The 24707-nt window shown below is 72.1% G+C and carries 22 protein-coding genes; 6 read left to right on the forward strand and 16 right to left on the reverse strand.

From position 1 onward, the window contains the following. Positions 1–60: 60 nt before the first annotated feature. Positions 61–2319 carry an MMPL family transporter gene (locus tag CP970_RS10670; protein WP_079043743.1) on the reverse strand — a complete coding sequence of 753 codons (2259 nt, stop codon included), beginning with the start codon at positions 2317–2319 and terminating at the stop codon, positions 61–63. A gap of 200 nt (positions 2320–2519) precedes the next feature. On the opposite strand from CP970_RS10670, the gene CP970_RS10675 reads away from it, so the two are divergent. Genes CP970_RS10675 through CP970_RS10685 form a run of 3 tightly spaced genes read left to right on the forward strand, consistent with a single transcriptional unit; the run spans position 2520 to position 3681 of the window. After that, on the forward strand, positions 2520–2852 hold the full coding sequence (locus tag CP970_RS10675) for an ArsR/SmtB family transcription factor (RefSeq protein ID WP_055551034.1): 333 nt from the start codon (positions 2520–2522) through the stop codon (positions 2850–2852). Beyond that, positions 2852–3091 (forward strand): hypothetical protein, encoded by a 240-nt coding sequence (locus CP970_RS10680; protein ID WP_055550992.1) that lies wholly within the window; start codon positions 2852–2854, stop codon positions 3089–3091. The genes CP970_RS10675 and CP970_RS10680 overlap by 1 nt, the downstream gene beginning before the upstream one ends. A gap of 14 nt (positions 3092–3105) precedes the next feature. Further along, the gene (locus CP970_RS10685; RefSeq protein ID WP_224058358.1) at positions 3106–3681 is read left to right on the forward strand and encodes a putative glycolipid-binding domain-containing protein; all 576 of its coding nucleotides are present in this window, start codon (positions 3106–3108) and stop codon (positions 3679–3681) included. Between the two features lie 32 nt (positions 3682–3713). On the opposite strand, the gene CP970_RS10690 is transcribed toward CP970_RS10685, so the two are convergent. The 8 genes from CP970_RS10690 to CP970_RS10725 all read right to left on the reverse strand — a co-directional run bounded on the left by CP970_RS10690 (position 3714) and on the right by CP970_RS10725 (position 14831). After that, on the reverse strand, positions 3714–5102 hold the full coding sequence (locus tag CP970_RS10690) for an aspartate aminotransferase family protein (protein ID WP_079043738.1): 1389 nt from the start codon (positions 5100–5102) through the stop codon (positions 3714–3716). Then, on the reverse strand, positions 5099–6526 hold the full coding sequence (locus CP970_RS10695; RefSeq protein ID WP_055550998.1) for a methylaspartate mutase: 1428 nt from the start codon (positions 6524–6526) through the stop codon (positions 5099–5101). The genes CP970_RS10690 and CP970_RS10695 overlap by 4 nt, the downstream gene beginning before the upstream one ends. Further along, the gene (locus tag CP970_RS10700) at positions 6510–6989 is read right to left on the reverse strand and encodes a cobalamin-dependent protein (RefSeq protein WP_055551000.1); all 480 of its coding nucleotides are present in this window, start codon (positions 6987–6989) and stop codon (positions 6510–6512) included. The genes CP970_RS10695 and CP970_RS10700 overlap by 17 nt, the downstream gene beginning before the upstream one ends. Before the next feature lie 46 nt (positions 6990–7035). Continuing rightward, positions 7036–8274, reverse strand: coding sequence for a fatty acid desaturase (locus tag CP970_RS10705; protein ID WP_224058360.1), 1239 nt, complete (start codon positions 8272–8274; stop codon positions 7036–7038). Further along, positions 8271–9851: a pyridoxal phosphate-dependent decarboxylase family protein gene (locus CP970_RS10710; RefSeq protein ID WP_079043739.1), complete on the reverse strand. Its 1581-nt coding sequence runs from the start codon at positions 9849–9851 to the stop codon at positions 8271–8273. The genes CP970_RS10705 and CP970_RS10710 overlap by 4 nt, the downstream gene beginning before the upstream one ends. 134 nt (positions 9852–9985) lie before the next feature. Further along, the gene (locus CP970_RS10715; protein ID WP_055551002.1) at positions 9986–10861 is read right to left on the reverse strand and encodes a hypothetical protein; all 876 of its coding nucleotides are present in this window, start codon (positions 10859–10861) and stop codon (positions 9986–9988) included. Continuing rightward, positions 10834–13800, reverse strand: coding sequence for an AfsR/SARP family transcriptional regulator (locus CP970_RS10720; protein WP_055551004.1), 2967 nt, complete (start codon positions 13798–13800; stop codon positions 10834–10836). Before CP970_RS10720 ends, CP970_RS10715 begins: the two co-directional genes overlap by 28 nt. Then, positions 13800–14831 (reverse strand): EamA family transporter, encoded by a 1032-nt coding sequence (locus tag CP970_RS10725; RefSeq protein ID WP_169801252.1) that lies wholly within the window; start codon positions 14829–14831, stop codon positions 13800–13802. The genes CP970_RS10720 and CP970_RS10725 overlap by 1 nt, the downstream gene beginning before the upstream one ends. Positions 14832–14964: 133 nt before the next feature. Here CP970_RS10725 and CP970_RS10730 point away from each other — a divergent pair, with 133 nt between their 5' ends. Beyond that, positions 14965–15522 (forward strand): CGNR zinc finger domain-containing protein, encoded by a 558-nt coding sequence (locus CP970_RS10730; RefSeq protein WP_055551009.1) that lies wholly within the window; start codon positions 14965–14967, stop codon positions 15520–15522. 16 nt (positions 15523–15538) lie between these two features. Here CP970_RS10730 and CP970_RS10735 read toward each other — a convergent pair whose 3' ends face one another. From CP970_RS10735 to CP970_RS10760, 6 genes are all read right to left on the reverse strand, one after another. Beyond that, positions 15539–16048 (reverse strand): YbaK/EbsC family protein, encoded by a 510-nt coding sequence (locus CP970_RS10735; RefSeq protein ID WP_317987149.1) that lies wholly within the window; start codon positions 16046–16048, stop codon positions 15539–15541. A gap of 10 nt (positions 16049–16058) precedes the next feature. Further along, the gene (locus CP970_RS10740; RefSeq protein WP_055551011.1) at positions 16059–17303 is read right to left on the reverse strand and encodes an MFS transporter; all 1245 of its coding nucleotides are present in this window, start codon (positions 17301–17303) and stop codon (positions 16059–16061) included. Then, a complete protein-coding gene (locus CP970_RS10745) occupies positions 17300–18184 on the reverse strand; it encodes an ATP-grasp domain-containing protein (RefSeq protein WP_055551013.1) in 885 nt (294 codons plus the stop codon). The genes CP970_RS10740 and CP970_RS10745 overlap by 4 nt, the downstream gene beginning before the upstream one ends. Positions 18185–18295: 111 nt before the next feature. After that, positions 18296–19654, reverse strand: a complete 1359-nt coding sequence (locus tag CP970_RS10750) for a preATP grasp domain-containing protein (RefSeq protein ID WP_055551015.1) — start codon at positions 19652–19654, stop codon at positions 18296–18298. Positions 19655–19690: 36 nt separating this feature from the next. Then, complete coding sequence (locus tag CP970_RS10755) at positions 19691–20749, reverse strand: amino acid--tRNA ligase-related protein (RefSeq protein WP_055551017.1); 1059 nt, start codon at positions 20747–20749, stop codon at positions 19691–19693. A gap of 41 nt (positions 20750–20790) precedes the next feature. Further along, a complete protein-coding gene (locus CP970_RS10760; RefSeq protein ID WP_063806165.1) occupies positions 20791–22155 on the reverse strand; it encodes an FAD-binding oxidoreductase in 1365 nt (454 codons plus the stop codon). A gap of 265 nt (positions 22156–22420) precedes the next feature. Between CP970_RS10760 and CP970_RS10765 the strand changes: the two genes are divergently transcribed. Further along, positions 22421–23089 carry a potassium channel family protein gene (locus tag CP970_RS10765; protein WP_055551019.1) on the forward strand — a complete coding sequence of 223 codons (669 nt, stop codon included), beginning with the start codon at positions 22421–22423 and terminating at the stop codon, positions 23087–23089. Continuing rightward, positions 23089–23766 (forward strand): potassium channel family protein, encoded by a 678-nt coding sequence (locus tag CP970_RS10770; protein WP_055551021.1) that lies wholly within the window; start codon positions 23089–23091, stop codon positions 23764–23766. The genes CP970_RS10765 and CP970_RS10770 overlap by 1 nt, the downstream gene beginning before the upstream one ends. A gap of 215 nt (positions 23767–23981) precedes the next feature. Here the strand turns inward: CP970_RS10770 and CP970_RS10775 are convergent, their stop codons facing one another. Next, positions 23982–24704, reverse strand: coding sequence for a DUF3159 domain-containing protein (locus tag CP970_RS10775; protein WP_055551023.1), 723 nt, complete (start codon positions 24702–24704; stop codon positions 23982–23984). Positions 24705–24707: the final 3 nt, after the last annotated feature.

The raw sequence follows: 24707 nt of genomic DNA on the forward strand, positions 1-24707 counted from the left end.
CAGAGGATCGTAAGCGTTCGAATGGGTGCCCGCCCACCCACCACCCCCCAACTGCTCCGGTTATCCGTTCTGAGCCACCCTGCGCCCCTCCGACTGACCGGAAAGCGGACGTTCCGCGAAGCCGCCGGGCCCCGCGTGCCGTGCCGCGGCACGGGCCTGCGCACGCCGGATCGCGCCGGACGGCCACCAGGTGGCGCGGCCGAGGAGGAGCAGCGCGGCGGGCAGGATCATGACGCGGATCACGAACGCGTCGAGCAGGACGGCCGCCGCGAGGACGAAGCCCATCTGCTTCATCTCCAGGATGTGCAGCATCACGAAGCTCGCGAAGACGGTGACCATGACGATCGCCGCGCTGGTGACGACCTTGGCGGAGGACGCGATGCCGTCGAGGACCGCCTGCCGCGTGGGCACGCCGTTCAGGGCCGCCTCGCGGATCCTGCTGACCACGAAGACCTGGTAGTCCATCGAGAGCCCGAAGAGGATCACGAAGAGGAAGAGCGGGACGCGCGAGGAGATCCCGTCGAGCGAGTCGAAGTTGAGCAGGCCCTCGGCCCAGTGGCCCTGGAAGACGAGGACGAGCAGACCGAGCGCGGACCCGACGGAGAGCAGGTTGAGGACGGCGCTGAGCAGCCCGAGGACGATCGAGCGGAAGGCGTAGACCGTCATGGCGAAGGTCATCAGGAGCAGGAAGCCGAGCACGAGCGGCAGCTTCTCGTTCTGGTGTTCGACGTAGTCCATGCCGCGCGGCACCTCGCCGGTGACGGCCGTCTCGACGCCGGGCAGCTTGCCGACGGTGGCGGGGAGATAGTCGTCGCGGAGGTGACCGAGCGAGGCTTCGGCCTGCTCGGAGTACGTCGGGTGGGCGGTGTTCAGCTCCAGTGTCGTGGTCCTCCGGTCCTCTGAGGAGCGCAGGACCGGAGCGGCGGAGGAGTGCGCGAAGAGCGGGTCGGCCTGCGCGTCGCGGTCCAGCCGCGTCAGGGCCTCGCGCACGTCACCGGCCTGCGACGCCTCGGCCCGCACCACGACCAGGTGCCGCACGCGCTGCTCGGGGAAGGCGTCGAGCAGCCTGTCGTACCCCTTCATCGCCTCGATGTCGCGCGAGAAGCTGTCCCGCGCCGGGTTCTTGAGGTTCATGTCGAGCGCGGGCAGCGCGAGCCCCACCATGGCGAGGGCCGCCAGGCACAGGGTGAGCGCGGGGCGCTTGCGGGCTGGGGCGAGCAGCGCGTTCCACGCGCGGCCCGGCTTCTTCTCGGCGTACGGCCGCACCGACTTGCCCCGCGCGAGGCGCCTGGCCCTGCGGCGCTCGGCGCGGTGGCCGAGCGTGACCAGGAGCGCGGGCAGCACCGTCACCGAGCTGACCACGGCCACCGCGACGACCAGGATGGTGCCGGTCGCGAGGGAGTCGAAGATGACGTCGCGGGCCAGGAAGAGCGCGGTGGTGGAGACGATCACGGCGAGTCCGGAGACGACGATCGCGCGGCCCGCCGTCGCGGCGGCGGCCTCGACGAGCGCCTCGGAGGTGAGGCGGCCGCCCGCGCGGGCCCGTTCCTCGCGTTCGCGCTTGAGGTAGAAGAGCGTGTAGTCGACGCCGACGGCCATGCCGATGAGCAGGATCATGCTCATCCCGACGCCGGTGTCGGGCAGCAGGTGCGAGGCCAGCATCGCCAGGCCCATGGTCGCCACGATCGAGGTGATCGCGAGCAGCAGCGGTACGCCGACCATGACGACCGAGCCGAAGACCACGGCCAGCGTGATCAGCGTGACGGGCAGCGTGATCGCCTCGGAGAACTGCAGGTCCTTGTTGCGCTGGTCGTCGACGCCCTTGCTCACGGAGGCGTCGCCGGTCTCCTCGATCACCAGGTCCGGGTGGGCCTTGGCGGCCTCCGCGGTCTGGGCCTGGAGCGGCGGGACGTTCTTCTGGTCGTCCTGCTCCGAGCCGTTCAGCTCCACCTGGACCCGCAGCACGCGTCCGTCGGCGGAGCGCACCGGGGCCGCGACTGCGGCGACCTCGGGCAGCGCCTTCATCCGGGCGGTGACGTCCTTGACCGCCGCGGCGGCCGCCGCCTCGTCCAGGGGGCCCGACTCCGCGCGGATCAGCACGTGCTCCGTGGACCGCAGCGGGACGCCGCCCTCGGTCGCCAGGGCCTCGGCCCTGCCCGCCTCGCCGACGCGGAAGTCCTCCGACGTCGCGCTGTTCATCCCCGCGGCGATCCCGCCCCCGAGGCACAGCACCACGAAGACCAGCCAGCCGATGATCGCCCGCCACGGGTGCAGCGCGCTCCATCGGGCCACGCGCACCGTGGCCGATCGCTTCCTCATGTTCGTCCCGCCCCTTCGTACGTCCACGTACATTCACGCCTTCATGTGTAAGTGGAGACTGACAGGTGAAGGAACAAGCCGTCAACTGTCATTCGGAGCTGCGGGGAGCCGGACGAGCGGCGGATTGACAGTGGATCCCGTCATGCGTAAGCCTTGACTGACAGGTTTCGGGAACAGCGCGAAGGCGGGCCATGGGCGCCATGAACAGCGAGGAGCTACTGGCCTTCCTCGCGGCGGTCGGCCACGCGCAGCGCATCCGGATCATCAACGAGCTCGCCGCCGGACAGCTGTACGTCAGCGAACTGGCCCGGCGGCTCGGCGTGTCCCGCCCCCTGCTCTACATGCACCTCGAACGCATGGAGAAGGCCGGTCTCGTCGTGGGCCGCCTGGAGCTCTCGGAGGACGGCAAGGCGCTCAAGTACTTCGAACTGGCGCCGTTCGACGTGCAGTTGAATGTGGATACGATCATCGCCGCCCTCCGACAGGACCAGGCGGGCGACGACGAACAGCACTCATCAAGGGGGACGTCCTAGTGGAAGACGTGATCATTCCGGTCGCCTTTTTCCTGATACTCGCCGGCGCGGTCGTCGCGGTCGCCTACTTCCAGTCGCAGCGCAACCGCGAGCGCGACCGCCAGTACGCCGAGGCCATGCACGGCTACCGCGAGGCCGTGGAACGCGCCAGATCCGAGCAGGAAGCGAACCGTCTGCAGCTCGTCGAGCTCGGCCACCGCCTCGAAAAGGTCGAGGGCCTGCTCCGCAGCGTGGACTGAACCGGGAGAGACAGATGGGTATGCGGCAGTCCGTGCTGACCTGGCAGAACGAGGAGAGCGGAGGGCTGGAGACGGCCTGGGTCGAACTCACCGGGAGCGCGCTGCGGGCCCGGGGGCGCGCGGTCGGCACCGTCCCGCACCCCTACTGGCTCAGCTACGAGCTCGACACCGACGAGGAGTTCGTCACCCGGCGGCTCCAGGTCACCGCCGAGGACGCCGCGGGAACCCGGAGCCTGGACCTGCGCAGGGACGGCGACAGCTGGACCGCGAACGGCTCGCCGCTGCCGCTCGTCGACGGCGCGCTCGACTGCGACCTCGGCCTCTGCCCGCTGACCAACACGATGCCGGTGCTCCGCCACGGGCTCCACCGGGGCGCGGGGCAGCGGGACTTCCTGATGGCCTGGGTGTCCGTACCCGACCTCACGGTCCGCCCGTCCCGGCAGACGTACACGCACCTCGGCCGCGCCGGGGACGGCGGGGCCACGGTGCGCTACGCCTCCGGGACGTACGTCTCCGACCTGGAGTTCGACGAAGCGGGCCTGGTCGTCGCCTATCCGGGGATAGCGCGCCGACTCCCGCCTCCAGCCTGAGACGCCCGCCTGAGACGCCCGCCCAGGACCTCTCAGGTCGTATACGCGTCCGCCACGCACAACGCCTCGTCGAGCACGGCGAGCCCGTCCCGCGCCTCCGCCTCGCTCAGATTGCACGGCGGGACCACATGGATGCGGTTGGCCGTGGCGAACGGCCACACGCCGCGCTTGCGGCAGGCGGCCATGACCTGGTTCACCGGCTCGGCGTCCGCGGGCGCCGCCGCGTACGGCACGAGCATCTCGCGGCTGTCCCGGTCGCGCACCAGCTCAAGGGCCCACATGACGCCGAGGCCGCGCACCTCGCCCACCGAAGGGTGCCGCTCGGCCAGTTCGCGCAGACCGGGGCCGAGGACGTGCTCGCCGAGCCACGCCGCGTGCTCGACCATGCCCTCCGCCGCCATGGCCTCCAGCGTGGCGACGGCGGCCGCGCAGGCCAGCGGATGGCCCGAGTACGTCAGTCCGCCCGGATAGGGCCTGTCGTCGAACTGTGCGGCCACGCGCTCGGAGATGAGCACGCCGCCCAGCGGGACGTACCCGGAGTTGACACCCTTGGCGAAGGTCAACAGGTCCGGTTTCACACCCCAGTTGTCGACCGCGAACCAGCTGCCCGTGCGCCCGAACCCCGTCATCACCTCGTCCGCGATCATGAGGATGCCGTGCTCGTCGCAGAGCTCGCGGACGCTCGCGAGATAGCCCTCGGGCGGCACGATGACTCCCCCGGTGCCCACCACCGGCTCGATGATCACCGCGGCGATCGTCGATGGCCCCTCCATCACGATCGTCGACTCCAGGTGGTCCAGGGCCCGTTCGCACTCCTCGCGCTCGGTCGTGGCGTGGAAGGGCGAGCGGTAGAGGAAGGGGCCGAAGAAGTGCGCGACGCCCGCGGTGCCGTTGTCGCTGGGCCAGCGGCGGGGGTCGCCGGTCAGGTTGATGGTCGTGGCGGTGGCCCCGTGGTAGGAGCGGTAGGCGGCGAGGATCTTGGGGCGGCCCGTCGTCAACCGGGCCATGCGGACGGCGTGTTCGTTGGCCTCCGCGCCGCCGTTGGTGAAGAAGACCCGGTCCAGGTCGCCGGGCGCGAGATCGGAGATCAGCCGCGCCGCCGTACCGCGCGGCTCGCTGGCGAAGGTCGGGGCGACGGTGCACAGCTGCCGGGCCTGCCGCTCGACGGCCTCGATCACCGCGGGGTGGCCGTGCCCGATGTTGAGGTTGACGAACTGCGAGGCCAGATCGAGGTAACTGCGGCCCTCGTGGTCCCAGAAGTACGACCCCTTGCCGCCCGCGACGGGCAGCGGATCGATGTGCCGCTGCGCCGACCAGGAGTGGAAGACGTGCGCGCGGTCCGCCGCCCTGATCTCCTCGGCCCGCTGCGGTGACTCGGCGGCGCGCGCCGCGTCGCGGACGTGCGAAGGGTGTGTGGTCACGGTGTCCTCACTCCTGTGGCTCCGGTGGCACGAAGGGACGTGGTGCTCGCGCGGCCTTCCTCGGTGAGGAAGTAGTCGATGTCGGCGGTGATGCCTTCCAGCAGGTTCCGCGCGTCGCGGTGGCCGCGCAGCCGCCCGGCGTGGAACCTGCGGGTCCCCGGGGAGAAGGGCAGCCCGCCCGGGTCCAAGTAGCGCACGGCGCCGCCGGGTTCGCGCGCGGGCAGCACCGCCGAGCGCGCGTGTCTGCTGGCGCTGAACGGGATGTCGAGGGTGCCCGCGCGGAAGGCGGCCGCGATGTCGTCGAGCAGGCTACTGCCCTGGAGCACCGGCGCGACCAGCTCGGTCACCTCGCGCTGGATCCAGTACATCTCCTCCCGCACCCGGGCCTCGTCGAGGTCCGCGCAGTCCGCCGCGTCCGCGACGCCGCACGCCGCGGTACGGATGCCGTGCGCGTTGGCGGGGCCGTCCGGAACGCCCGAGGACTCCTGGTGGGTCTTGTTGATGACCTTGACGGCGCCACCGAGCCGGGCCACCAGACCGCCGTAGCGGACCAGCGCGTCGGCGGTCTCCCGGTCCCGCGGGAAGACGCCCATGAACTCGTGCAGGACCGGATAGACCTCGACCGACGCGGGCAGATGGCGCCGCGCGAGCACCCTGATCGAACGCAGCGCGGCGACGTCCTGGTGGGCGTCGCCGCCCTGCGGATACGCGATGGAGAGGCAGCGCACCCCCTCGCGGGCCGCCGCGACGGCTTCCAGAAGGGTGACCGCGAGGCTGAGCGATGGCGGCACGAGCACCGCCGTGAGGGTGCCGAACAGCTCGCGGTCGACGATCACCCCGTCCTCGGCGAGGCGCCCGCAGGCCGCGTCCACCCGCTGCCAGGCGCGCAGCGAGCGGGCGAGCGGCACGTCCTTCGAGTACGGCAGGTTGTACGCGATGCCGCCGCCCTCGAAGGAGGAGATGCCGGAGGAGATCGCCACGGCGAACAGCACCCGGGCGTCCGGGGAGCCGTGCCTGATCTCCAGCGGCACCCCCACCGCCTCGTTCAGCTCGCGGCCGCGCCGCCAGCCGTGGGCGACCAGCGGATAGCCGTTGAGGCCCGCGGGATCGGTGTCGAGGACCCGCCGTGCGGTCCCGAACCGCCCCAGCCTCGTATAGGCGTCGATGGTCACCGAGAGGACGCCGGGGCGGGCCCCGCGCAGGGTGCGAAGGAGACCGAGCATCGGCGCGTGCCCGCCCACGCCGCAGCGCGGCTGGACGACGGTGCGCGCGTCGCGGTCCGCGGCGCGCAGCACCTGCGCCACCGCGGGCTTGCGGCTGCCGCGCAGGTACGCGACGGACTCGGCGGCGGGCGGCAGCTCGGCGCCGCCGCACGCCGTGTCCAGTTCGCCGCGCCCCACGTCGAGTTCATCGAGCCAGGACACGGTGGACTCCCCCGCCCGGCTCGCCGGGCCCGGTGGCGAGCCGCGCCCCCGCCAACAGGTCGAGCAGGATCGGGAGTTGGGTGGCGTCGCTCAGGACGTGGTCCACGCCGAGAGCGCGCAGCCTGCGTTCGTCGTCGTCCTCGCTCTTGTGGCTGCCGACGGAGAGGTTGCCGCCCACGATCACCGGGCAGGCGATGTGCCCGGCGGCGCGCAGTCGCGGCAGGTCGCGCAGGTCCTCCTGTGCGTGGCCGTTCAGGCTGCCGATGATGACGGCCTCGGCGGTCGGGTGCGCGGCGAACGCCTCGGCGAACTCGCGCAGCGGGGTGCACACGCCGAGGTTGATCACGTCGATGCCGTGTCGGCGCAGCTGCATCTCGATCAGCCGGTTGGCCACGGCGTGGGCGTCGCTCTCGGCCACGCCGAGGAGCACGGTGCGGGCGGGCGGTTCTGCGGCGTCGTCCATGGTGTTCCCCTCAGTCGTCTCAGTCGTCTCAGTCGTCTCAGTCGTCTCAGTCGTCGAACGCGGCATAGAGCTTGCGCTTGCTGACGTCGGCCAGGCGCTCCACGTCGAACTCCGCCGGGTCCGCCGCGGCCAGCGAGTCGAAGACGGCGTTGACGGCGGGCACCAGGCCCCACACCTCCCGGTAGGGCGGCCAGCCGGGGTGGCCCGAGCGTTCGTCGGCGGCGCGCGCGAAGACGTAGTCGCCCCAGCGGCGGCTCATCGGATGCCGGTGGTGGAAGTCGTGGCAGACGGTGTCGCCGGTGAGGACCAGATAGCGCGCGGGGAAGTGCACCAGAAGCATCCGCGTCCACCAGCGGGTCCAGGCGAGGAGGGCTGCGGGGCCCGTCAACTCCCGTGCGGGCGCCCGCTCCCCGAGGAAGATCGCGTTGGTCAGGCCCGCGAAGTACGCCTTGCCGCGCCGGTCGCCGCTCTCGGCGCCGCCGGGGGCAGGGAACGTGTGCTTGACGCAGAGCCGGAGCGTATTGCTCACCTGGTAGAAGAAGGTCAGCGGCAGCACCCAGGCGACCAGCACGAACGTCCAGGCGTGCAGCCAGTTCGCGAGCCCCGCGACCAGCGCGAGGAACAGGACGGCCGCGACGCGCTCCGCCGCCGACGCGGTGGCCGCGTACGACCGCAGGCGCGAGCGCAGGAAGCGCAGGTGGAACAGTGGCGAGACCAGCTTGCCGAGCAGCACGCGCCACATCCGGCGGCGGCTCATGCCGGGCCGCAGTTCGAGGCTGAGCAGGAAGGCCTGCACGGTGGGGTCGCGCAGCGTCATGTGGTGGACCGCGTGGTGGTCCCTGACGTGTTCGGTGCTGTACTCCTCGAAGTGCTGGATCAGGAGCAGGGCGCAGATGATCCGGCCGACGGCGCGGTCGGGGCGTCTGCGGGCCCACATGTTCCGGTGCGCGCACTGGTGGAAGATCATCATCCGTAGATTGCGCATGCCGTGCAGGGTCATCGCCCAGCCGGGCAGCAGCAGGGCGAGCGCCCCGCCGCCGAGGGCCAGCGCGGTGCCGCTGAGGGCGAGCCCGCAGACCATGGAGCACAGGGCGTTGACGAGGTGGACGGTGGGCGGGATCCGCAACGGACGCTGTCCCGTGTGGGGTTTGCCCGTCAGGAGGGTCAGGGGCAGGGCGAGGAAGGCGGGCCGCACCCGCATGGAGTCCCGGACGCCGCTGTCGATGGCCGGGACGCTGCCCGGCGCCCCGGGAAAGGGACCGGATTCGGCGACGTACACGGTCACGCCCCTCCGTGATCCGGTACGGGACGGTCCTGCGCGGCGGCCGTCCCCGCGGACTCCGCCTCCATCGCCTCGGCCGTGGCGACGATCCCGGCGACGACGAGGTCCAACTGCTCCGTGGTGGTGGCGGGGTTGAGCAGCATCAGCTTGAGGAAGACCGGGTTCGTGCCGTCCGCGCGCGGGACGCGGGTACGGGCGAGCAGGGCGGTGCCGTCGGACATCAGGCGCCGCCGCAGGGCGCCGTTGAAGGCGTCGGCGCGCTCCAGGTCGGGGTCCTGGGCCCAGCGGAGCAGCACGGTGCTGAGCGCGGGCGCCGCGGCGAGTTCCAGGCGCGGCTCCGCGGCGACCCGCTCCGCCGCGTGCCCGGCGAGTTCGTGGCAGCGGTCGACCAGTTCCGCCATGCCGTCCCTGCCGTGGGAGCGCAGGGTCACCGCGACCTTGAGGGCGTCGACCCTGCGGGTGGCCTGGACGGAGTCGGCGTACAGGCCGTAGTAGCCCGCCGCCTTGTCGTCGTCGGCGTTGAGCGTGGTGGTCTGCTGGGAGAGCGCGTCCAGGGAGCGGGCGCTGCGCACCAGGAAGACGCCGGTGGACGCCGGGGTCCAGCCGAACTTGTGCAGGTCCATCGTGATGGAGTCGGCGTCCGCGATCCCTGCCAGGCGCCCGCGCAGCCGGGGCGAGAGCAGCATGCCGCCGCCGTACGCCGCGTCGACGTGCAGCCACACGCCGTACTTGCGGGCCACCGCGACCAGTTCGGGGAGCGGGTCGACCCAGCCCTCGTCGGTGGAGCCCGCGCAGGCGATGATCGCCACGGGCACGGTGTCGGCGGGGAGTTCGGCCAGCATGCGGTCGAGCTCGTCGGGGATCAGACGCCCGGTGGGGTCGGCGGGCGCCCGCAGGATCGCGTCCTCGCCGATGCCGGTAATGCCCACGGCGCGGCCGATCGAGAAGTGGGTGGCGTCGGAGCAGAGGATCACGGGGCGGCGCCCCAGGTTCGCGAGCCCATCGGCGAAGGGGGTGCCGCCCGCCGGGGTGGTCACCACGCTGTCGCGCGCGGCGAGGACCGCCATGAGGTTGGAGAGGGAGCCGCCCGCGGTGAGCGTGCCGCCCGACTCCGTTCCGTAGCCCGCGAGTTCGGCGAGCTCGCGCACCACGTACCGCTCCAGTTCGAGGGCGAAGGGGCCGCTCTCCCAGGCGTGCAGCGACTGGTTGAGGGTGGCGGTGACCAGTTCGGCGGCGATCGCCACGGAGGTCGGCGGGCACTGCATCCTGGCCACGGCGGCCGGATGCGTGAGGTCGACCGCCCAGTTCGCGTACGCCGCGATCAGCTCGCGGAACACCTCGTCGGGCGCCTGGGGGCGCTCGGGCAACAGCGGCCCCTCCAGCGCGCGCCGGGCGGCCTCGGCGACGGCGGGCGGGCCGCCGGGCAGCACGGGCCCTCCGCGTACGAGATGGGCGTCGCGCAGGGTGTCGATCGCCGTGTTGACCAGGGTGCGCAGGTCTTCGAGCCCTTCGGGGGTGCCCGCGGGACGGAAGACCGCTGTTCGCTGCTCGTCTGTTCGCTGCTCGTCGACCGTGGTCATGCCACGACCTCCCTCTTGTGGTGGGTGAAGCAGAAATCGGATGCGGCAGTAACGCGCCGCATCCGATTCCAGGAGGGAGGACTATCCGTGGGCTATCGGCCCGCGATGGGAAAAGGCCGGTAACCGTGCCGTGGCTATCGGCCGCAGCGTCTGCCCAGGCCACGCACGTGGGCCGAGCGGCAGAGCCGGGTGACGAACCACTGCTGGTGCAGCCCCGCGCCGTAGAGGTCGACGAGGACCGTGTCGTCGCGGTGGCGGCGCAACACCGCGCCGACGCCGAGCAACTGGCCGAGTCTGGTGGGTGGTTCGGCCATCCGCGCCGCCCGCCGCCCCGGCGCGAGGGACAGCAGCCGGGGGTCGTCGACGACGAGGTGCGCGACTTCCTTGTGCAGGTCGTCGGTGACGTCCTGCGCCGTCGCGTTGACCAGGACCGTGCCCCGGGCCAGCCACTCCCCCGCCACGCACGTGGCGTTGGAGGCGAGCACCACCAGGTCCGCGCCGAGCAGCGCCTCCCGCGCGCTGCGCATCAGGGCGAGCGCCACCACGTCGTCACCGCCGCGCACGGTGCGCACGTCGCGTACGCCGGGCACGTCGCGCGGCGGCCTGGTCCCGCCGTCGGGGCCCGGCGCCTCGTCGTCGTAGAGCGCCACGTGGCTCAGGCCCGGCAGCGCGCGGGAGAGCAGGACGAGCGAGGCGTTGTCCATGGCGTCGGCGCCGATCACGCCCGCCGTGATCACTCCGGGGGCGACGAAGGCCCGGGCCGCGGCCGCGCACAGGCAGGCCCGCCAGAGCCGGACGGCGGTCGACGCGGGCAGCCGCCACTCCTGCCGGGTCACGCGGTCGTACAGGAGCAGTTCGTCCGCGGCGGCGTCGAAGCTCATCACCGATTCGTCCCCCGTGGCGTCCGACGGCATGGTCAGCGCCTCCCGTACGACATCGACCGCATCGAGGCCCCGCACGGCGCTCTCCGCTTCGCCGGTGGTCAGACGGAGTCGTGGGAAGGGGGACATGACCGCTCTCCTGCCTGCGAGGGTGCAACCAGTGACCGCCCGACCTGGTCGACGAGTTCCCGGTCGCCGGTCTGCCTGGCCAGTTCCAGCGCCTGGCTCAGGGCGGTCCTTGCGGGGCCGGGCCTGCCCTGGCCCCTGCGCACCAGGCCGAGGCCGTGCAGGGCCCGCACCTCACAGGCCCGGTCGCCGTCGGCGCGCGCGACGCGCAGCGCCCAGTGGAATCCGCGTTCGGCCGAGCCCAGCCTGCCGGTGCGCAGATGAAGTTGGCCGAAGAGCAGCCGTACGGGCGCCTCCGCCCTGCTGGACCCGGCCCGGCGGCAGGCCCCGAGCGCCTTGACGAGATGGCGCCGGGCCCGCGGGTAGTCGCCCGCCGCGATCCCGGCCCGCGCCATGGCGCACAGGACCCGCGCCTGGCCGACCCGGTCGCCCGCGCGGCACAGCGCGCGCAGGCCCGCCGCCCACTGCCGCAGGGCGGTGGCGTCGCGGCCGAGCCTGCGGCTGACGTCGCCGAGCGCGGTGAGGACGAGGCCCGCGCCGCGGTCGTCGCCGAGCGCGGTGAACAGGCCGAGCGCGGTGTCGAAGTGCGCGGCCGCCTGGTCGAGCCTGCCCTGGGCGCTGTGCAGGGAGCCCATCGAGTAGTGGCTCGCGGCGCGGCCGCGCGGGATCTCGTACTGCTCGGTGGCCCCGATCGCCGCGCTCGCGGTCTGCCGCCAGTCGGCGAAGTGGCCGCCCGCGGCGAAGAGGGTGGTGGAGGTGAGCGCCAAGTCCCAGCAGTGTTCGGGAAGTTGATGGTCGGCCGCCTGCAGTACGGCGGCGGTCAGGCAGCGCCGCTCGCTCTCCAGCCAGGCCATCGGCCTGCGCAGCAGCCGGTCGGTGAACGCCTTGGGCAGCCGCCAGCGGGGCGCGTCGCCGTGCACGAGGAGGAAGTCGCCGCCGTACTCCTTGCGGTGCGCCTCCTCGGCGAGGGCCAGCCAGGTTCCCAGCGTCCTGAGCAGGGCGGCGCGGTGCTCGGCCTGCGGTTCCTCCTGGCGCAGCCGCTCGCGGGCGTAGGCGCGCACCAGGTCGGGGAAGCGGTAGCGGCTGCCCTGGCCGCGGGCGCCGCTGCCCGCCTCGATGAGCCGGGCGTCCACCAGGGCTTCGAGGAGGTCCTCCGCCTCCAGGAGGCTCCGGTCGCACAGCGCGGCGGCGATCCACCCCGAGAAGTCCGGCGCTTCGAGCAGTGCCAGCCTGCGGAAGAGGGCGCGGGCGGCCGGGTCGAGCGCCTCGTACGACTCCTGGAGGCAGCCCCTGAACTGGAGTTCGCCGTGGACGAGCTCGCCGAGCAGCTGGTCCTCGTCGCCGAGCCGCTCCACCAGGCGCCCCACGGGCCAGTGCGCGCGGGCCGCGAGCCGGGCGCCCGCGATCCGCAGGGCCAGCGGCAGGCCGCCGCAGCGGCGGGCCAGGGCGCCGAGCGCCGCGGGGTCGGCGGCGGCGCGCTCGGCTCCGAGGATCCGGGTGAGGAACTCCTCGGACTCCTTGCGGCCGAGCACGCAGAGGTCGAGCTGATGGGCGCCGGGCAGCCCGGTGAACCGGGAGCGGCTGGTGGCGATGACGGCGCACCTGCCGCTGCCCGGCGAGAGCCGCGTCACCTGCTGCTCGCTGACGGCGTTGTCGATGACGATGAGGACGCGGGCCGCGGCGAGCCTGCTGCGGTACAGCTCGGTGCGCTCGCGGGCGTCGTCGGGGATGACGTGCGCGGCCACGCCGAGCGCCCGCAGGAAACCGCCCATCACCTCGTGGGCGCTGCGCGCGGGGTCGCGGAAGCCGCCGAGGTCGGCGTAGAGCTGGCCGTCGCCGAAGACCTCGGACACCTCGTGCGCGGCCCGCACCGCGAGGGTGGACTTGCCCGCACCCGCCTGGCCGCTGATGGCCATGACGCGCGGCGGCGCGGGAGCGCCCGGGGCGCCTGCCGGGTCGGGCAGCAACGCGGCCCTGATCCGGTCGAGTTCGCGCGTACGGCCGACGAAGTCGTCGATGCCGCCGGGCAGTTGGCGGGGTGTGCTGACGATCTCGACGGGGCCCGGCGCGCGGTCCCCCGCGTGTTCGGCCTGCTGGACGGCGAGGTCGAGGCGGGCGTGCCGGGCGAGGATGTCGTGGTGCAGCCTGCGCAGTTCCTCGCCGGGTTCGATGCCCAGCTCGGCGGCGAACGTGGCGCGCACCCGCTGATAGGTCTCCAGCGCCTCGGCCTGCCGCCCCGAGCGGTACAGGGCGAGCATGAGCTGGGCCTGCGGGGTCTCCCTGAAGGGCTCGGCGGCGGTCAGCGCGTGGAGTTCCCCGATGATCTCGTGGTGCCTGCCGAGCCGCAGGTCGAGCCGGATGCGCTCCTCCGTGGCGGCCATCCGTGCCTCGTCGAGCTTGGTGGCACCGGCCTGCACGATGCGGCTCGGGATGCCGGAGAGGGCGGGGCCGCGCCAGAGCGTCAGTGCCTCGCGCAGGCTGTCGGCGGCCGCCGCGGTGTGGCCCTGGCCCGCGGCCGCACGGCCCTGGGTGACCAGGCTGTCGAACCAGTGGGCGTCGATGTTGTCCTGCGGCAGCGCGAGCAGGTAGCCGGGCGAGCGGGTCACGATCACCGGTGCGTCACCGACGGAGAGGATGCGGCGCAGCGCCGAGATGCAGATGTGGATCTGGGAGCGCGCGGTGGACGGCGGGGCGTCGTCCCAGACCGCTCTGATGAGGCGGTCGAGCGGGATGACCCGGTTGGCCTCCAGGGCGAGCGCGGCGAGGACCGTCTGCTGGCGGGAACCGCCCAGGAGCATCGGCTCGCCGCCGAGGGACGCCTCCATCGGGCCGAGCAGCCGCATCTGCATGGCGGGCCGGGGCGCGGGTGACCCGGCCGCCGCGGGGTCCGGGGCGTCGGCGGGCGCGGGGGCGGCGTCCGTGCCGCAGGCCGATGTGCTCATCACGCCCCCGACCGCAGTAAGCCGGAGCGGGAATCGGGCGAGGGGCGGTCCTGCGGACCCGCTGGGTCCTTGCCCGTCGGTGGCCGTACGGGCGGCGGGGCCGCGCTGCGGCTGCTCTGCAGGAAGACGACGGCGACCAGGAGGACGAGCCCGCCGACGATCTGCACCGGGGTGACCGCCTGCCCGAGCCAGATCCAGGCGAGCACCGCGCCGAACAGCGGTTCGAGGGAGATGTTCACCGCACCGGCCTGCGGTCCGACCCTCGCGGCCGCCCACGCGTAGAGCAGGAAGGGCACGAACGTGCCGAACACCCCGACCGCGACGGCCCCCGCGAGCAGCGCGGGGTGCTCGAACAGCGCGGGCAGCCCCTGCGGCAGCTGGAAGAGGAGCCAGGCGAAGGCCGCGACCGTGAAGCCGCCGGTGTTGGCGACGAGCGTGCCGCCGGAGCCCGCGGCCCGCGCCCCGAGGACGGAGAAGGCGGCGACGCCGGCGCCCGCGAGCAGCCCGAGGAGGATGCCGACCGCGTCGATGTCGCCGAGCGGGGTGGTGGGCAGCTCCACGACGAGGGCCACGCTCAGGAGCGCGACGACCAGGCCGATGACCACGCGGGGACTCGGTAGCGTGCGGGTCACCAGGAGCACCCAGCCCACGACGAAGGCGGGAGCGAGGTTCTGCAGTACCAGCGCCACGGCCACCGGCAGCTTGTCGATGGCCAGGAAGAGCGCGGCGTTCGACACCGCGACGGCGATGCCGAAGCCGAGCACCGCACGCCGGTCGACGCGCCGCGCCGACCGGGACCGGGACCGGGCCACGAGCTCCGGCCTCTCGCGCCTGCGTCGTACGGCATAGAGGGCGGCGAATCCGGCGAGGGCCACCCAGGTGCGGACCTCCACCACTTCGAGCGGGTCCGCGCCGCGCGCGAAGAGCTGGCCCGCCGTCGTGCCGCCCAGACCCCACAGGGCCGCCGCGAGCACCATCGCCGCCGTACCGGAATGGCGGGCCCATGACGAGGGGCCTGACCGATGTGTCACGGAACCCGTGCTCCGCTCGGCACCCATGTCCGTTTCTCCCTCTGTGTGGGGGCGGCGGGCCGGCTGGTTGCCCCGAGCACCACCACGAAGTAACCTACAAAAGGTTTTACCGGTTAGTCAATGGAGGGCAGGCATGAAGCGACAGGACGCACCGGGCGCACTGGAGCTGGTCCGGGAATTCATCAACACACGCGACCTGGAGACCCGCAGCGACGGCCTCGACTCCCCCGACGACCTGCGGACATGGCTCGCGGGACATGAGCTGATCGGCGCCGGGACACCGGTCGACGACGGCGCCTGGCACACCGCTCTGGAGGTCCGCGAGGCCCTGCGCGCCCTGGCCGCCACCCACTCGGGGCGCGCGATGGATCCGGCGGCCGCGCGCACCCTGGACACCCTCGCCGCGGACACCGTGATCCGGCTCAGGTTCCGCGACGACGGCACGTCCTACGTGGGCCCCGAGGAGCGGACCGGTGTGCGCCCGGCGCTCGGCCGCATCCTGGCGCTGGTGGACGCGGCCGCCCGCGAGGGGACGTGGCCGCGTCTGAAGGTCTGTCCCGCCGAGGACTGTCTGTGGGTCTTCTACGACCACTCCAAGAACCGCTCGGGGACGTGGTGCCAGATGGCCGAGTGCGGAAACCGCGCCAAGGGCCGGACGTTCCGCGCCCGTCGTACGCCGTCGGGGTCCTGACCCCGACGGCAGAGCCTCAGCGCGCGATCGGCGCCACGCGCGGTTCGCTCAGGGCGACGAAGTGCTCCGTGCCGAGGGCGATCGACCGGTCCAGGCGCGCCGCGTTGAAGTAGATCTCGTCGTGGAGCAGCAGCTCCGGATCGACGACCAGGTGCAGCCCCGGGTCGAAGGCGAAGGGGATGACACAGCCGCTGACGCAGCCCGTGATCCGCTCCGCGAGGGACCGGTCGGCCAGCGAGGCGTCGGCGCCGCCGAACAGCCGCCGCACCTTCTTGAAGTCGACCCGCCGGTCCCCCGGCACCACGGCGAGGACCGTGACGTGCTCCGTGGGGGCCTTCCTGCGCACCTGCACGACCATGCACTTGGCCGCCTGCGCCGGTTCGTGCCCGCGCAGGTCGCTGGCGCGCAGCGTCTCCCCCTCCGCCTCGTGGTCGATGACGCGGTAGTCGGCGAAGGACCCGTCGAGGACGGACATCAGCCGCCGGAAGGCCGTCGTCGGCATCTCCATCAGCTCCTCGGCTCGCACGGTCGGCTCCTCAGATCTCACGGCGGGAGAAGGTCAGCGCGGCGACGAGGGCCGCGACGAGCCCGACGGCCCCGAAGAGCAGCCAGGGCGTATGACTGAGCGGGTCCGCGGCGAGCCTGCTGCCCGCATAGTTGCCCACGCTGCCGCCGAGCGCCCACGACCCTGCGTAGATCCCGAAGAAGCTGGCGCGCGTCGAACCGCCCGCGAACGAGGCGAGGATGAGCTGCGAGGAGAAGAGGATGACGGTCTCGCCCACGGAGTAGACGGCCACGCAGGCGAGCAGCCACCACGGCGACTCGCCGAAGGACACCGAACCGAACCCGACGGCCACCAGGAGGTAGCCGAGCGCGGGCATCATGCGCGCCCCGTAGCGGTCGTGGAGCCGCTTGACGAACAGGATGCTGGTGATGCCGACGACGCCGTTCGCCAGGTAGAGCACGCTGATCCAGCTGGTGTCGGCCAGCGCGTCCGAGCGCAGCGGTACCGCGACGCCCAGCTGGGTGAAGAGGAACCACCAGGGCAGCATCAGCAGCCAGAAGCCGACGAACCAGCGATGCCCGAGGACGTTCTTGAAGTGCCGCAACACGCTCTGCGGCGCCTCCTGTTCGCTGTCACCGCCGCCGGGCATCGTGATCCCGCGGACCACCAGGAGCAGCAGCACGAAGAGCACTCCGCTGGCGACGAACGGCGCCCGCGGCCCGACCGCGAGCAGCGCGGCGGCCAGCGCGGGGCCGCCGATCACCCCGGCGTTCAGGAGCGCGTTCTCCAGGGCGAAGGCACGGGACCTGAGGGGTTCGGGCTGGGCGGCGAGCATCGCGCTGACCGGCGCCTCGTAGATCGCCCCCACACCGGCGAGGAACGCCGAGACGAGGAGCTGCCCCGTGCCGTGGCCGAGGCCGAGCCCGAGGAAGCCGATGGCGCGCGCGAGCGCGCCGATCGCCATGACGATGCGCGGGTCGTACCGGTCGGCGAGCGGCCCCGCCACGACGGGTGTAAGGCGCGCGGCGAGCAGGAAGACGGTCAGCGTGGTGCCGATCTGCACGGCGGACGCGTGGTCGACGGTGGTCAGCTTCACGGCGAGCAGCGGGAACGCCACGTACGTCGCGGCGTTCATGACGAAGAGCGTGGCCAGGCCGAGCTTCACGGCGCGCGGCAGCTCGGCGACCGCCCGGAGCCGACCTGCCCCGCGCCCGCGCCCGGCCTCCGCCGTCGTCTCCTCTGCCTCTGACGCGGGTGGTTCCTGCACGCTCGTCATACCGTCCGCTCCACGAACCGGAGGACCGCATGGCAGATGCGCCGCTGCTCCTCCTCGTCGACGAAATACCAGCCGGGGGTGTTGTTGATCTCGACGATCCGATAGCCGTCCGGGCTCGGCAGGAAGTCCAGGGCCGCGATCGTGATGCCCATGAGCCGGGCCGCCCTGCGCGAGACGTCGAGCAGTTCCTCGTCCGCCTCGAAGGGCACGGACGTGGCGCCCTGCATGATGTTGGCCTTCCAGAGCCCGCCACCGGCCGGTACGCGACGGCAGTTGAGCACCGCTTCGTCGCCGACCAGCGTGATGCGTACGTCCCCGTCCGGGTGCGGCAGGTAGGGCTGGCAGACCAGGACCGGATACGTCGCGAACAGCCGGTCGACCACGGCCCGGTCGGCCGGGTCCGACCGGACGTCGAAGACCCGCTCCACGTCCGTACCGCCGTAGCCGAAGGACGGCTTCAGGACCAGGGGCCCCCACTCGTCCAGGGCGTCGGTGACGTCCGCGAGCGAGCCGCAGGACCGGGTGGGCGCCACGGGCAGCCCCGCGGCGGCGAGCCGGTGCAGGCCCTGCAGCTTGCACTCGGCGGTGAGATAGGTGAAGGCCGGGTCGAGCACGGTGACGCCGGGGACCTCGCTGAGCAGCGCGTAGCGCTCGTGGTCGGCCTGGAAGGTGGCGGGCCTCAGCTCGGCCCGGGACACGATGACGTCGAAGTGACGGACGGGAATGCCGAGAGCGGTGGGTTCGGAGCCCGAGTCGGTGCGGGTCAGCGCGATGTCGTCGAGCGTGAAGAGCGCGACGTCGTGCCCGCGCTCCTTCCCCGCGTGCGACAGCCCGACCGACTCCGTCTCCTCCCGGTCCCAGCCGAGAATTCCGATGCGCATGACGCCTCCAGGCGAGAAGTTGAGGGGGAGAGCCGCGCCCCGTCAGGGGCGCGGGGAACTGCGCGACCAGCCACAACGGCCCCGCAGGAATGCACGGTCCGGCGGAAGCTCTCAGACGGACGGCGCCTCCGCACGGCGCAGATGCTCCTCGACCTCCGCCTCCAGGCCCTCGGCCTGTGCCCGGTCAAGCCCGATGGAGACCAGCTCGACGGTCCCGGTCGTCTGGGTGCTGTCCGTGGCAACGATCACCCCGTGCCCCCGCTCCGCGGAGAACAGCTGCCCAGCCGCCCGCAGATGGGCGAGCAACTCCCCCAGACTCCGCGCGGGCAGCGAGTTGTGGGACACGACGACATGCGTACGCAGATAGTCCGCACCGAGCAGCCTCCGGGCGATGACGTCGATGTTCGTGGCACCGCCGGCCCGCCCGTTGAACTCGGTGTAGAGCATCCGCCCCCGCTGGTCGAGTACGGCGTCGATGTTGATGAGCCCGTGGTAGCCGATGCGCTGGGCGAGCAGCGCGATCTGCTGGCTGTCGGCGCAGAGTTGGGCATGGTCAGGGCCCGCCAGGTCCTGCGGCGGGAAGACGTAGCCCTTCCACACCGGCTCCATGCGCATGTCGCCGTAGTTGAGCAGCACCGGCGCGGTGTGCGTCGGGACGTACAGCTCCGAGGAGAGCGTCTTGGCGTACGGGTGGTAGACCTCCACGACGATGCGCGCGCCCGCGGTGTAGCGCGGCAGCACCGGCGGCTCGGCGAGGCCCACCTCGGCGAGCGCGTCGCGCACCCGCGCCCGTCCCGTGCCCGCGATCCGCAGCACCCGGTAGGCGCCGAGGCCGACCACGTCGGGGTCGGTGGTCACCAGGACGTTGCCGTCGCCGCCGGAGTTCTGGTCCTGCTTGACGATCACCGATCCCGTACGGGGCATCAACTCCGTGACGGCGTCGATGAGTTCCGCGCCGGGGTCGGTGACGCGCCCCTCCGGCACCGGCACCCCGGCGGCGAGCGCGAGGGCGCGGAACACCGACTTGGTGTTGACCAGTTCGACCATGTTCTGCGCGAACGGCCGCGCTTCGACGTGACCGACCCCGAGCAGCGTCTCCCAGCGGGCGACGTCCCTGTCGTGCAGATAGCAGCCGACGGTCCACGCGTCCGCGCCGACGCCGCTCGCCGCGATGCGGTCGCGCAGCTCCTCGACGAGCCCGGGATTGCTGTCCGGGTACCAGCTCGCCGAGGCGTGGTCGCGCAGGCTCAGTACGGTGAATTCCTCCGGCAACAGGCCGAGCGTGTCGGCGAGATAGCCCAGGAAGTCCTTGTTGACGGGCCCGGGAATGACGGCGATGTCACCGCTCTCCAGCGACCAGAGAAGCCGGTCGCCGATGACGTCGTAGAACGGCCGTACGTCGACGGGTATGTCCTCGGGACGCGCCACCATGGCGCGGCTGTTGGGATTGGCGAAGAGGATTTTCGGCATGCCCAGAACTCCTTGCGTACGGGGGGCGGGACGTTCTCAGGGACGGTCGACGCTCTCGGGCCACGACTTCTCCTCGGCGACCCGCGAGATCAGCGGAATGTCACGGATGTCGTCGTGCTTGAGGACCCACATCAAGAACCGCTCGACGCCCATGCCGAACCCGGAGGTGTGCATGGGGAATTCGTCCTTCATGTTCACGTACCAGGCGTAGTCGCGCTCCGGCACGTCGTGCATGGCGAGCGCCTTGCGTACGTCGCCGCTGCCGATGTGCCGCTCCCCGGAACCGACCACCTCGCCCATGCCGAACAGCAGGTCGGCATTGTTGGCGCTGCGCTGAGTGCTGTCCGAGAAGGCCTGGTAGAAGGGGTTGGAGAGGTGGTCGAAGTGGGTGACCCAGACGAATTCGCTGACCCGCTCCATGAGCAGGTGCTCCCCGCGCTTGGTGAGCGTGCGCCAGTCGCCCTCGTCGCGGATGGTGCCCTCGTCGTTCCTGAGCAGGTGGGCCGCCTCGTCGAAGGTGAGCCGCTCGAAGCCGCCGGAGTGCCCGGCCATCCGCTCCAGGTGCGCGACGTCGCCCGCCCGTTCGGTCAGCCTGGCCCCGTACTGGTCGAGCATGCTGCCCGCCAGGTGGCGCACGTAGCCCTCGACGTACTCGATCAAGTCGTCGAGCCCGCCCGGGATTTCGGCCTCGCTGTGGACGTACTGGCCCAGGTGCGTGCGGTCGGGCTGCTCGCCGCGGAAGGACGGCAGGACGTTGTAGCAGCCGCCGGGCGCGAGCCTGCAGCCGTACTCCAGGAGGAACTGCATGGAGTCGGGCAGATAGGTGTCCACTCCGGAGACCGTCACCGGCACCGGCTCCGAGTCGCTGCCGAGCCCGGACGGGCAGGTGATGGTCCGCGTCGTCATCGGCAGGTACATCGCCCGCAGGCCGCGGGAGTGGGCGTACTCCACGGTCGCCCTGAGCACCAGGTCCTCCAGATCGGCGACCAGGCCGTACCAAGGGGAGCGCAGTGCGCGGATGAAGGCGTCCGGTTCCGCGCCCCAGGTGCGCGGCGGCGCGAAGTGCCCGGCGGTCTCCATGATGCTCTTCTGCATGATCCTCACTCCTTCTCACTCACGACTGCTGGCTCATGAATTCATTCGCTGGGGCGGATGTTCTGATTGCCTCGGAAGAGGTTGTGCGGGTCGTACTTCCTTTTCACCTCGGCGAGTTGCCGGTAGCGGGGACCGCCGTAGGTGTCCATGGCGCGGGAATTCCCGCTGTCCTCCTGGTAATTGACGTAGACGCCGTGGTGCCGCCAGGAGTCGAGCCGCCCGATGGTGCGCCGGGACCACGCGGCGTTGCGGTCGTCGTCGGCCGCGTCGGTCCAGTGCGCGGAGGCGGTGCAGATGTAGGGGGCGTCGCGGTTGGGGAAGGCGGAGTGTCCGCCGTCCTCGGCGATGGCGCCGCGCAGGAACTCGAAGTCGATCGTGGAGAGCGGCGCCGTGATCTCCGTCGTGGCGGCGGCGAGTTCGTCCGCGGCGGCCGACATTCCGGTGAGGTAGCAGGACTTGGTGTAGTAGCGGTGGCCGTGCGGCTCGGACGTGTCGCCGAGTGCCTGGAGCGCGGCGTACGGGAGGACTTCCTCGGCGGCCCCGGCGGGGGCGACGGCGCCGTGCAGGGCTTCGGTGACGGTGTGGCCGTAGGCCGGGTCGCCGAACCAGGCGGTGGAGAGGTACAGCGCGGGCCGCCCGTCGAGCTCCGCGGGCACCCAGGCGTTCGCCGCCGCGCACCGCAGCGTGCCGACCGCGTGCAGGTCCGCGCCCTGCGCCTCGGCGAACTCCTGGTAGGCGGCGAGGACCGGGCCCGCCTGGGCCACGGGGTACACCGCGCGCCGGAGGTACACGGGCCCGACCGGCCGCAGCCGCAGCGTGAAGCGGGTGACCACGCCGAAGTTCCCGCCGCCGCCGCGCAGCGCCCACAGCAGCTCGGGGTGCCGGTGGCCGGTCACCTCGACGATGCTCCCGTCGGCCAGGACGACCTCGGCGGCCTCCAGGTGGTCGCAGGTCAGGCCCCACTTCCGGGCGAGCCAGCCGTAGCCGCCGCCCAGCGCGAGCCCGCCGAGCCCGGTGTGCGAGACCACACCCGCGGGGCAGGCGAGGCCGTACGGCGTGGTGGCAGCGTCCAGGTCGCCCAGGAGACAGCCGCCCTCGGCGACAGCGAGCCCGGCGGCCGCGTCTACCGTCACCGCACGCATCGGCGACAGGTCGATCAGGAGCGCACCGTCGGCGACCGCGGTACCCGCGACGTTGTGCCCACCGCCGCGTACCGAGACGGGGAGCCCCTCGGCCACCGCGTACCGCAGCGCCGCGGCGACGTCACCCGCACCGTGACAGCGGGCGATCAGCGCGGGCCGCCGGTCGACCGTGCCGTTCCACACCCGGCGCGCCGCGTCGTACGCCGGGTCGCCGGGGCCGAGCACCGCCCCGGTGAAGTCCCCGCCAAGCCTGTTCGCCACCATGCCCGCCACCCTCGTCCGACCCTCGGCGCCTCAGCCGCCCTGTCCCCACCCAGTGCACGGAAGGGGACTATCGGGCGCCTATCAGCCCGCGATCGGACGCGGGTGAGCACACGGGTGAGTACAAGGGCGCTGTTGCGGCTTAAGCTCGTCTCTTGGCAACGCCGCACGCTGTTGCCCCGTTGTTGCCAGCAGAACTGAGAGAGAAGAGTGAGCACGATGTTTTCGCAGGTCAGCGGGATGACCAGGAGTGCGGGGTAAAGGACAGGTGCACATCGTCATCATGGGCTGCGGGAGAGTCGGATCCGCTCTCGCGCAGAACCTTGAACAACAGGGGCACACGGTCGCGGTCGTCGACCAGGACCCCACGGCCTTCCGCCGCCTCGGCTCCGGTTTCGGCGGCCGCCGGGTGACCGGCGTCGGCTTCGACCAGGACACCCTGCGCGAGGCGGGCATCGAGGAGGCGGGCGCCTTCGCCGCCGTCTCCAGCGGCGACAACTCGAACATCATCGCCGCGCGGGTCGCCCGCGAGATGTTCGGCATCGAGAACGTCGCGGCCCGCATCTACGACCCGCGCCGCGCGGAGGTCTACCAGCGCCTGGGCATCCCGACGGTCGCCACGGTCCGCTGGACCGCCGACCAGATGCTGCGCAGGCTGCTCCCGTCCGGCGCCGAGCCGCTGTGGCGCGACCCCACCGGTGGTGTGCAGCTCGCCGAGGTGCACGCGTCGACCGCGTGGATCGGGCACAAGATCAGCCAGCTCCAGGAGGAGACCGGCGTACGCGTCGCCTTCCTCACCCGGCTGGGCGAGGCGGTCCTGCCGACCTCGCAGACGGTGCTGCAGGAAGGCGATCTGGTGCACGTGATGATGCGCACCGGTGACGTGGACAAGGTCGAGGCGGCATTCGCCGAAGGCCCCGAGGAGGGCGGTCAGTGATGAGGGTCGCCATTGCCGGAGCCGGTGCGGTGGGCCGTTCCATCGCCGGTGAGCTCCTGGAGAACGGCCACGAGGTCCTTCTCATCGACAAGGCGCCGACCGCCATCTCGGTCGAGCGCGTCCCGCAGGCCGAGTGGCTGCTCGCCGACGCCTGCGAGATCACCTCGCTCGACGAGGCGGCGCTTCAGCGCTGCAACGTCGTGATCGCCGCGACCGGCGACGACAAGGTCAACCTCGTCGTCTCGCTGCTCGCCAAGACCGAGTACGGCGTCCCGAGGGTCGTCGCCCGCGTGAACAACCCCAAGAACGAGTGGCTCTTCAACGAGTCCTGGGGCGTCGACGTCGCGGTCTCCACGCCGCGTCTGATGTCCGCGCTCGTCGAGGAGGCGGTGAGCGTCGGCGATCTCGTCCGGCTGCTCCGCTTCAGCCACGGCGACGCGAACCTCGTCGAACTGACGCTGCCGCCCGAGTCGGCCCTCGCGGGCACACGGGTCGGCGACGTCCAGTGGCCCGAGGACACGTCCCTGGTCACGATCATCCGCGGCACGCGGGTGCTGGCGCCGACGCCCGACGATTCCCTGGAGGCGGGCGACGAACTCCTCTTCGTCGCGGCGCAGGCGCGTGAGGAGCAGCTGGAGGACCTTCTCTCGGTACGCCGCGAGGAGGCTGCCCCCTAAGCGGCACGGGGCAGTGCGCCCCGTAAGGGGCGCGGGGAACTGCGCGACCAGCCACGACGGCGCGGCAGCCAAGAATGACGCGAGGGGGGGCGCCCGGATCAGTCCGGGCGCCCCCCCTCGCGTTCACGTCGCACCTGCGGGTGCGTGGGGGCTGAGCGCGCAGTTCCCCGCGCCCCTACGGGGCGCGCCCCGTCCGGGGCGCATGCCGAAGTCCGTTAAGGCCGCGCGGCCTTACGCGCTTCCTCTTCCTTCTCCGCCGCTTCCATCTCAGCGAAGACGTCAATCGGCGGCGGCGCCTTCGCCAGGAAGACCCAGGTCAGATAGACGGCGAGCAGGAACGGCGGGATCTTCAGGGCGACCAGGACCCAGCCGAACTGCGTGGTGTCCCCCCACCAGTAGAGCGGGAAGAGGATCGCGCACTTGGCGAGCAGGATCAGGCCCCAGGCCCAGCTGGCCTTGGCGTACGCCTTCTTGCGGCCCGGATTGCGGGTCCGCCAGGAGAGGTTCTCCTTGAAGACCGGGCCCAGGATCAGGCCGATCAGCGGGGCGCCCGCGAGGGTCGTGATGATGTACGCCAGGGCGAGGCCCAGCGTGTAGAGCATGCCGGGCAGGTAGAAGTCCTTCGCGTTGCCGGTCATCATCGCGAAGACCACACCGAAGGCCACACCGAAGACTCCGCTGAAGGCGTGCTTGACGGTGTCCTTCATGACCAGCCGGACCACGACGAGCACCAGGGACACCGCGAGGGCCGCGATGGCCGACATGTGCAGGTCCTTGTTGATCGTGAAGATGGTCACGAAGAGCAGGCCGGGTACGACCGTCTCCACCATGCCCCGCACGCCGCCGAATGCCTCGAAGAGCGCGGCTTCGGTCACGGCCCTGGAATCGGCGTCCTGATCCGTGTTTCCCTGGTCCGTCGGCTTGTCGAGGGACGTCACCGG

Source organism: Streptomyces kanamyceticus (genome assembly GCF_008704495.1).
GTDB lineage: Bacteria > Actinomycetota > Actinomycetes > Streptomycetales > Streptomycetaceae > Streptomyces > Streptomyces kanamyceticus.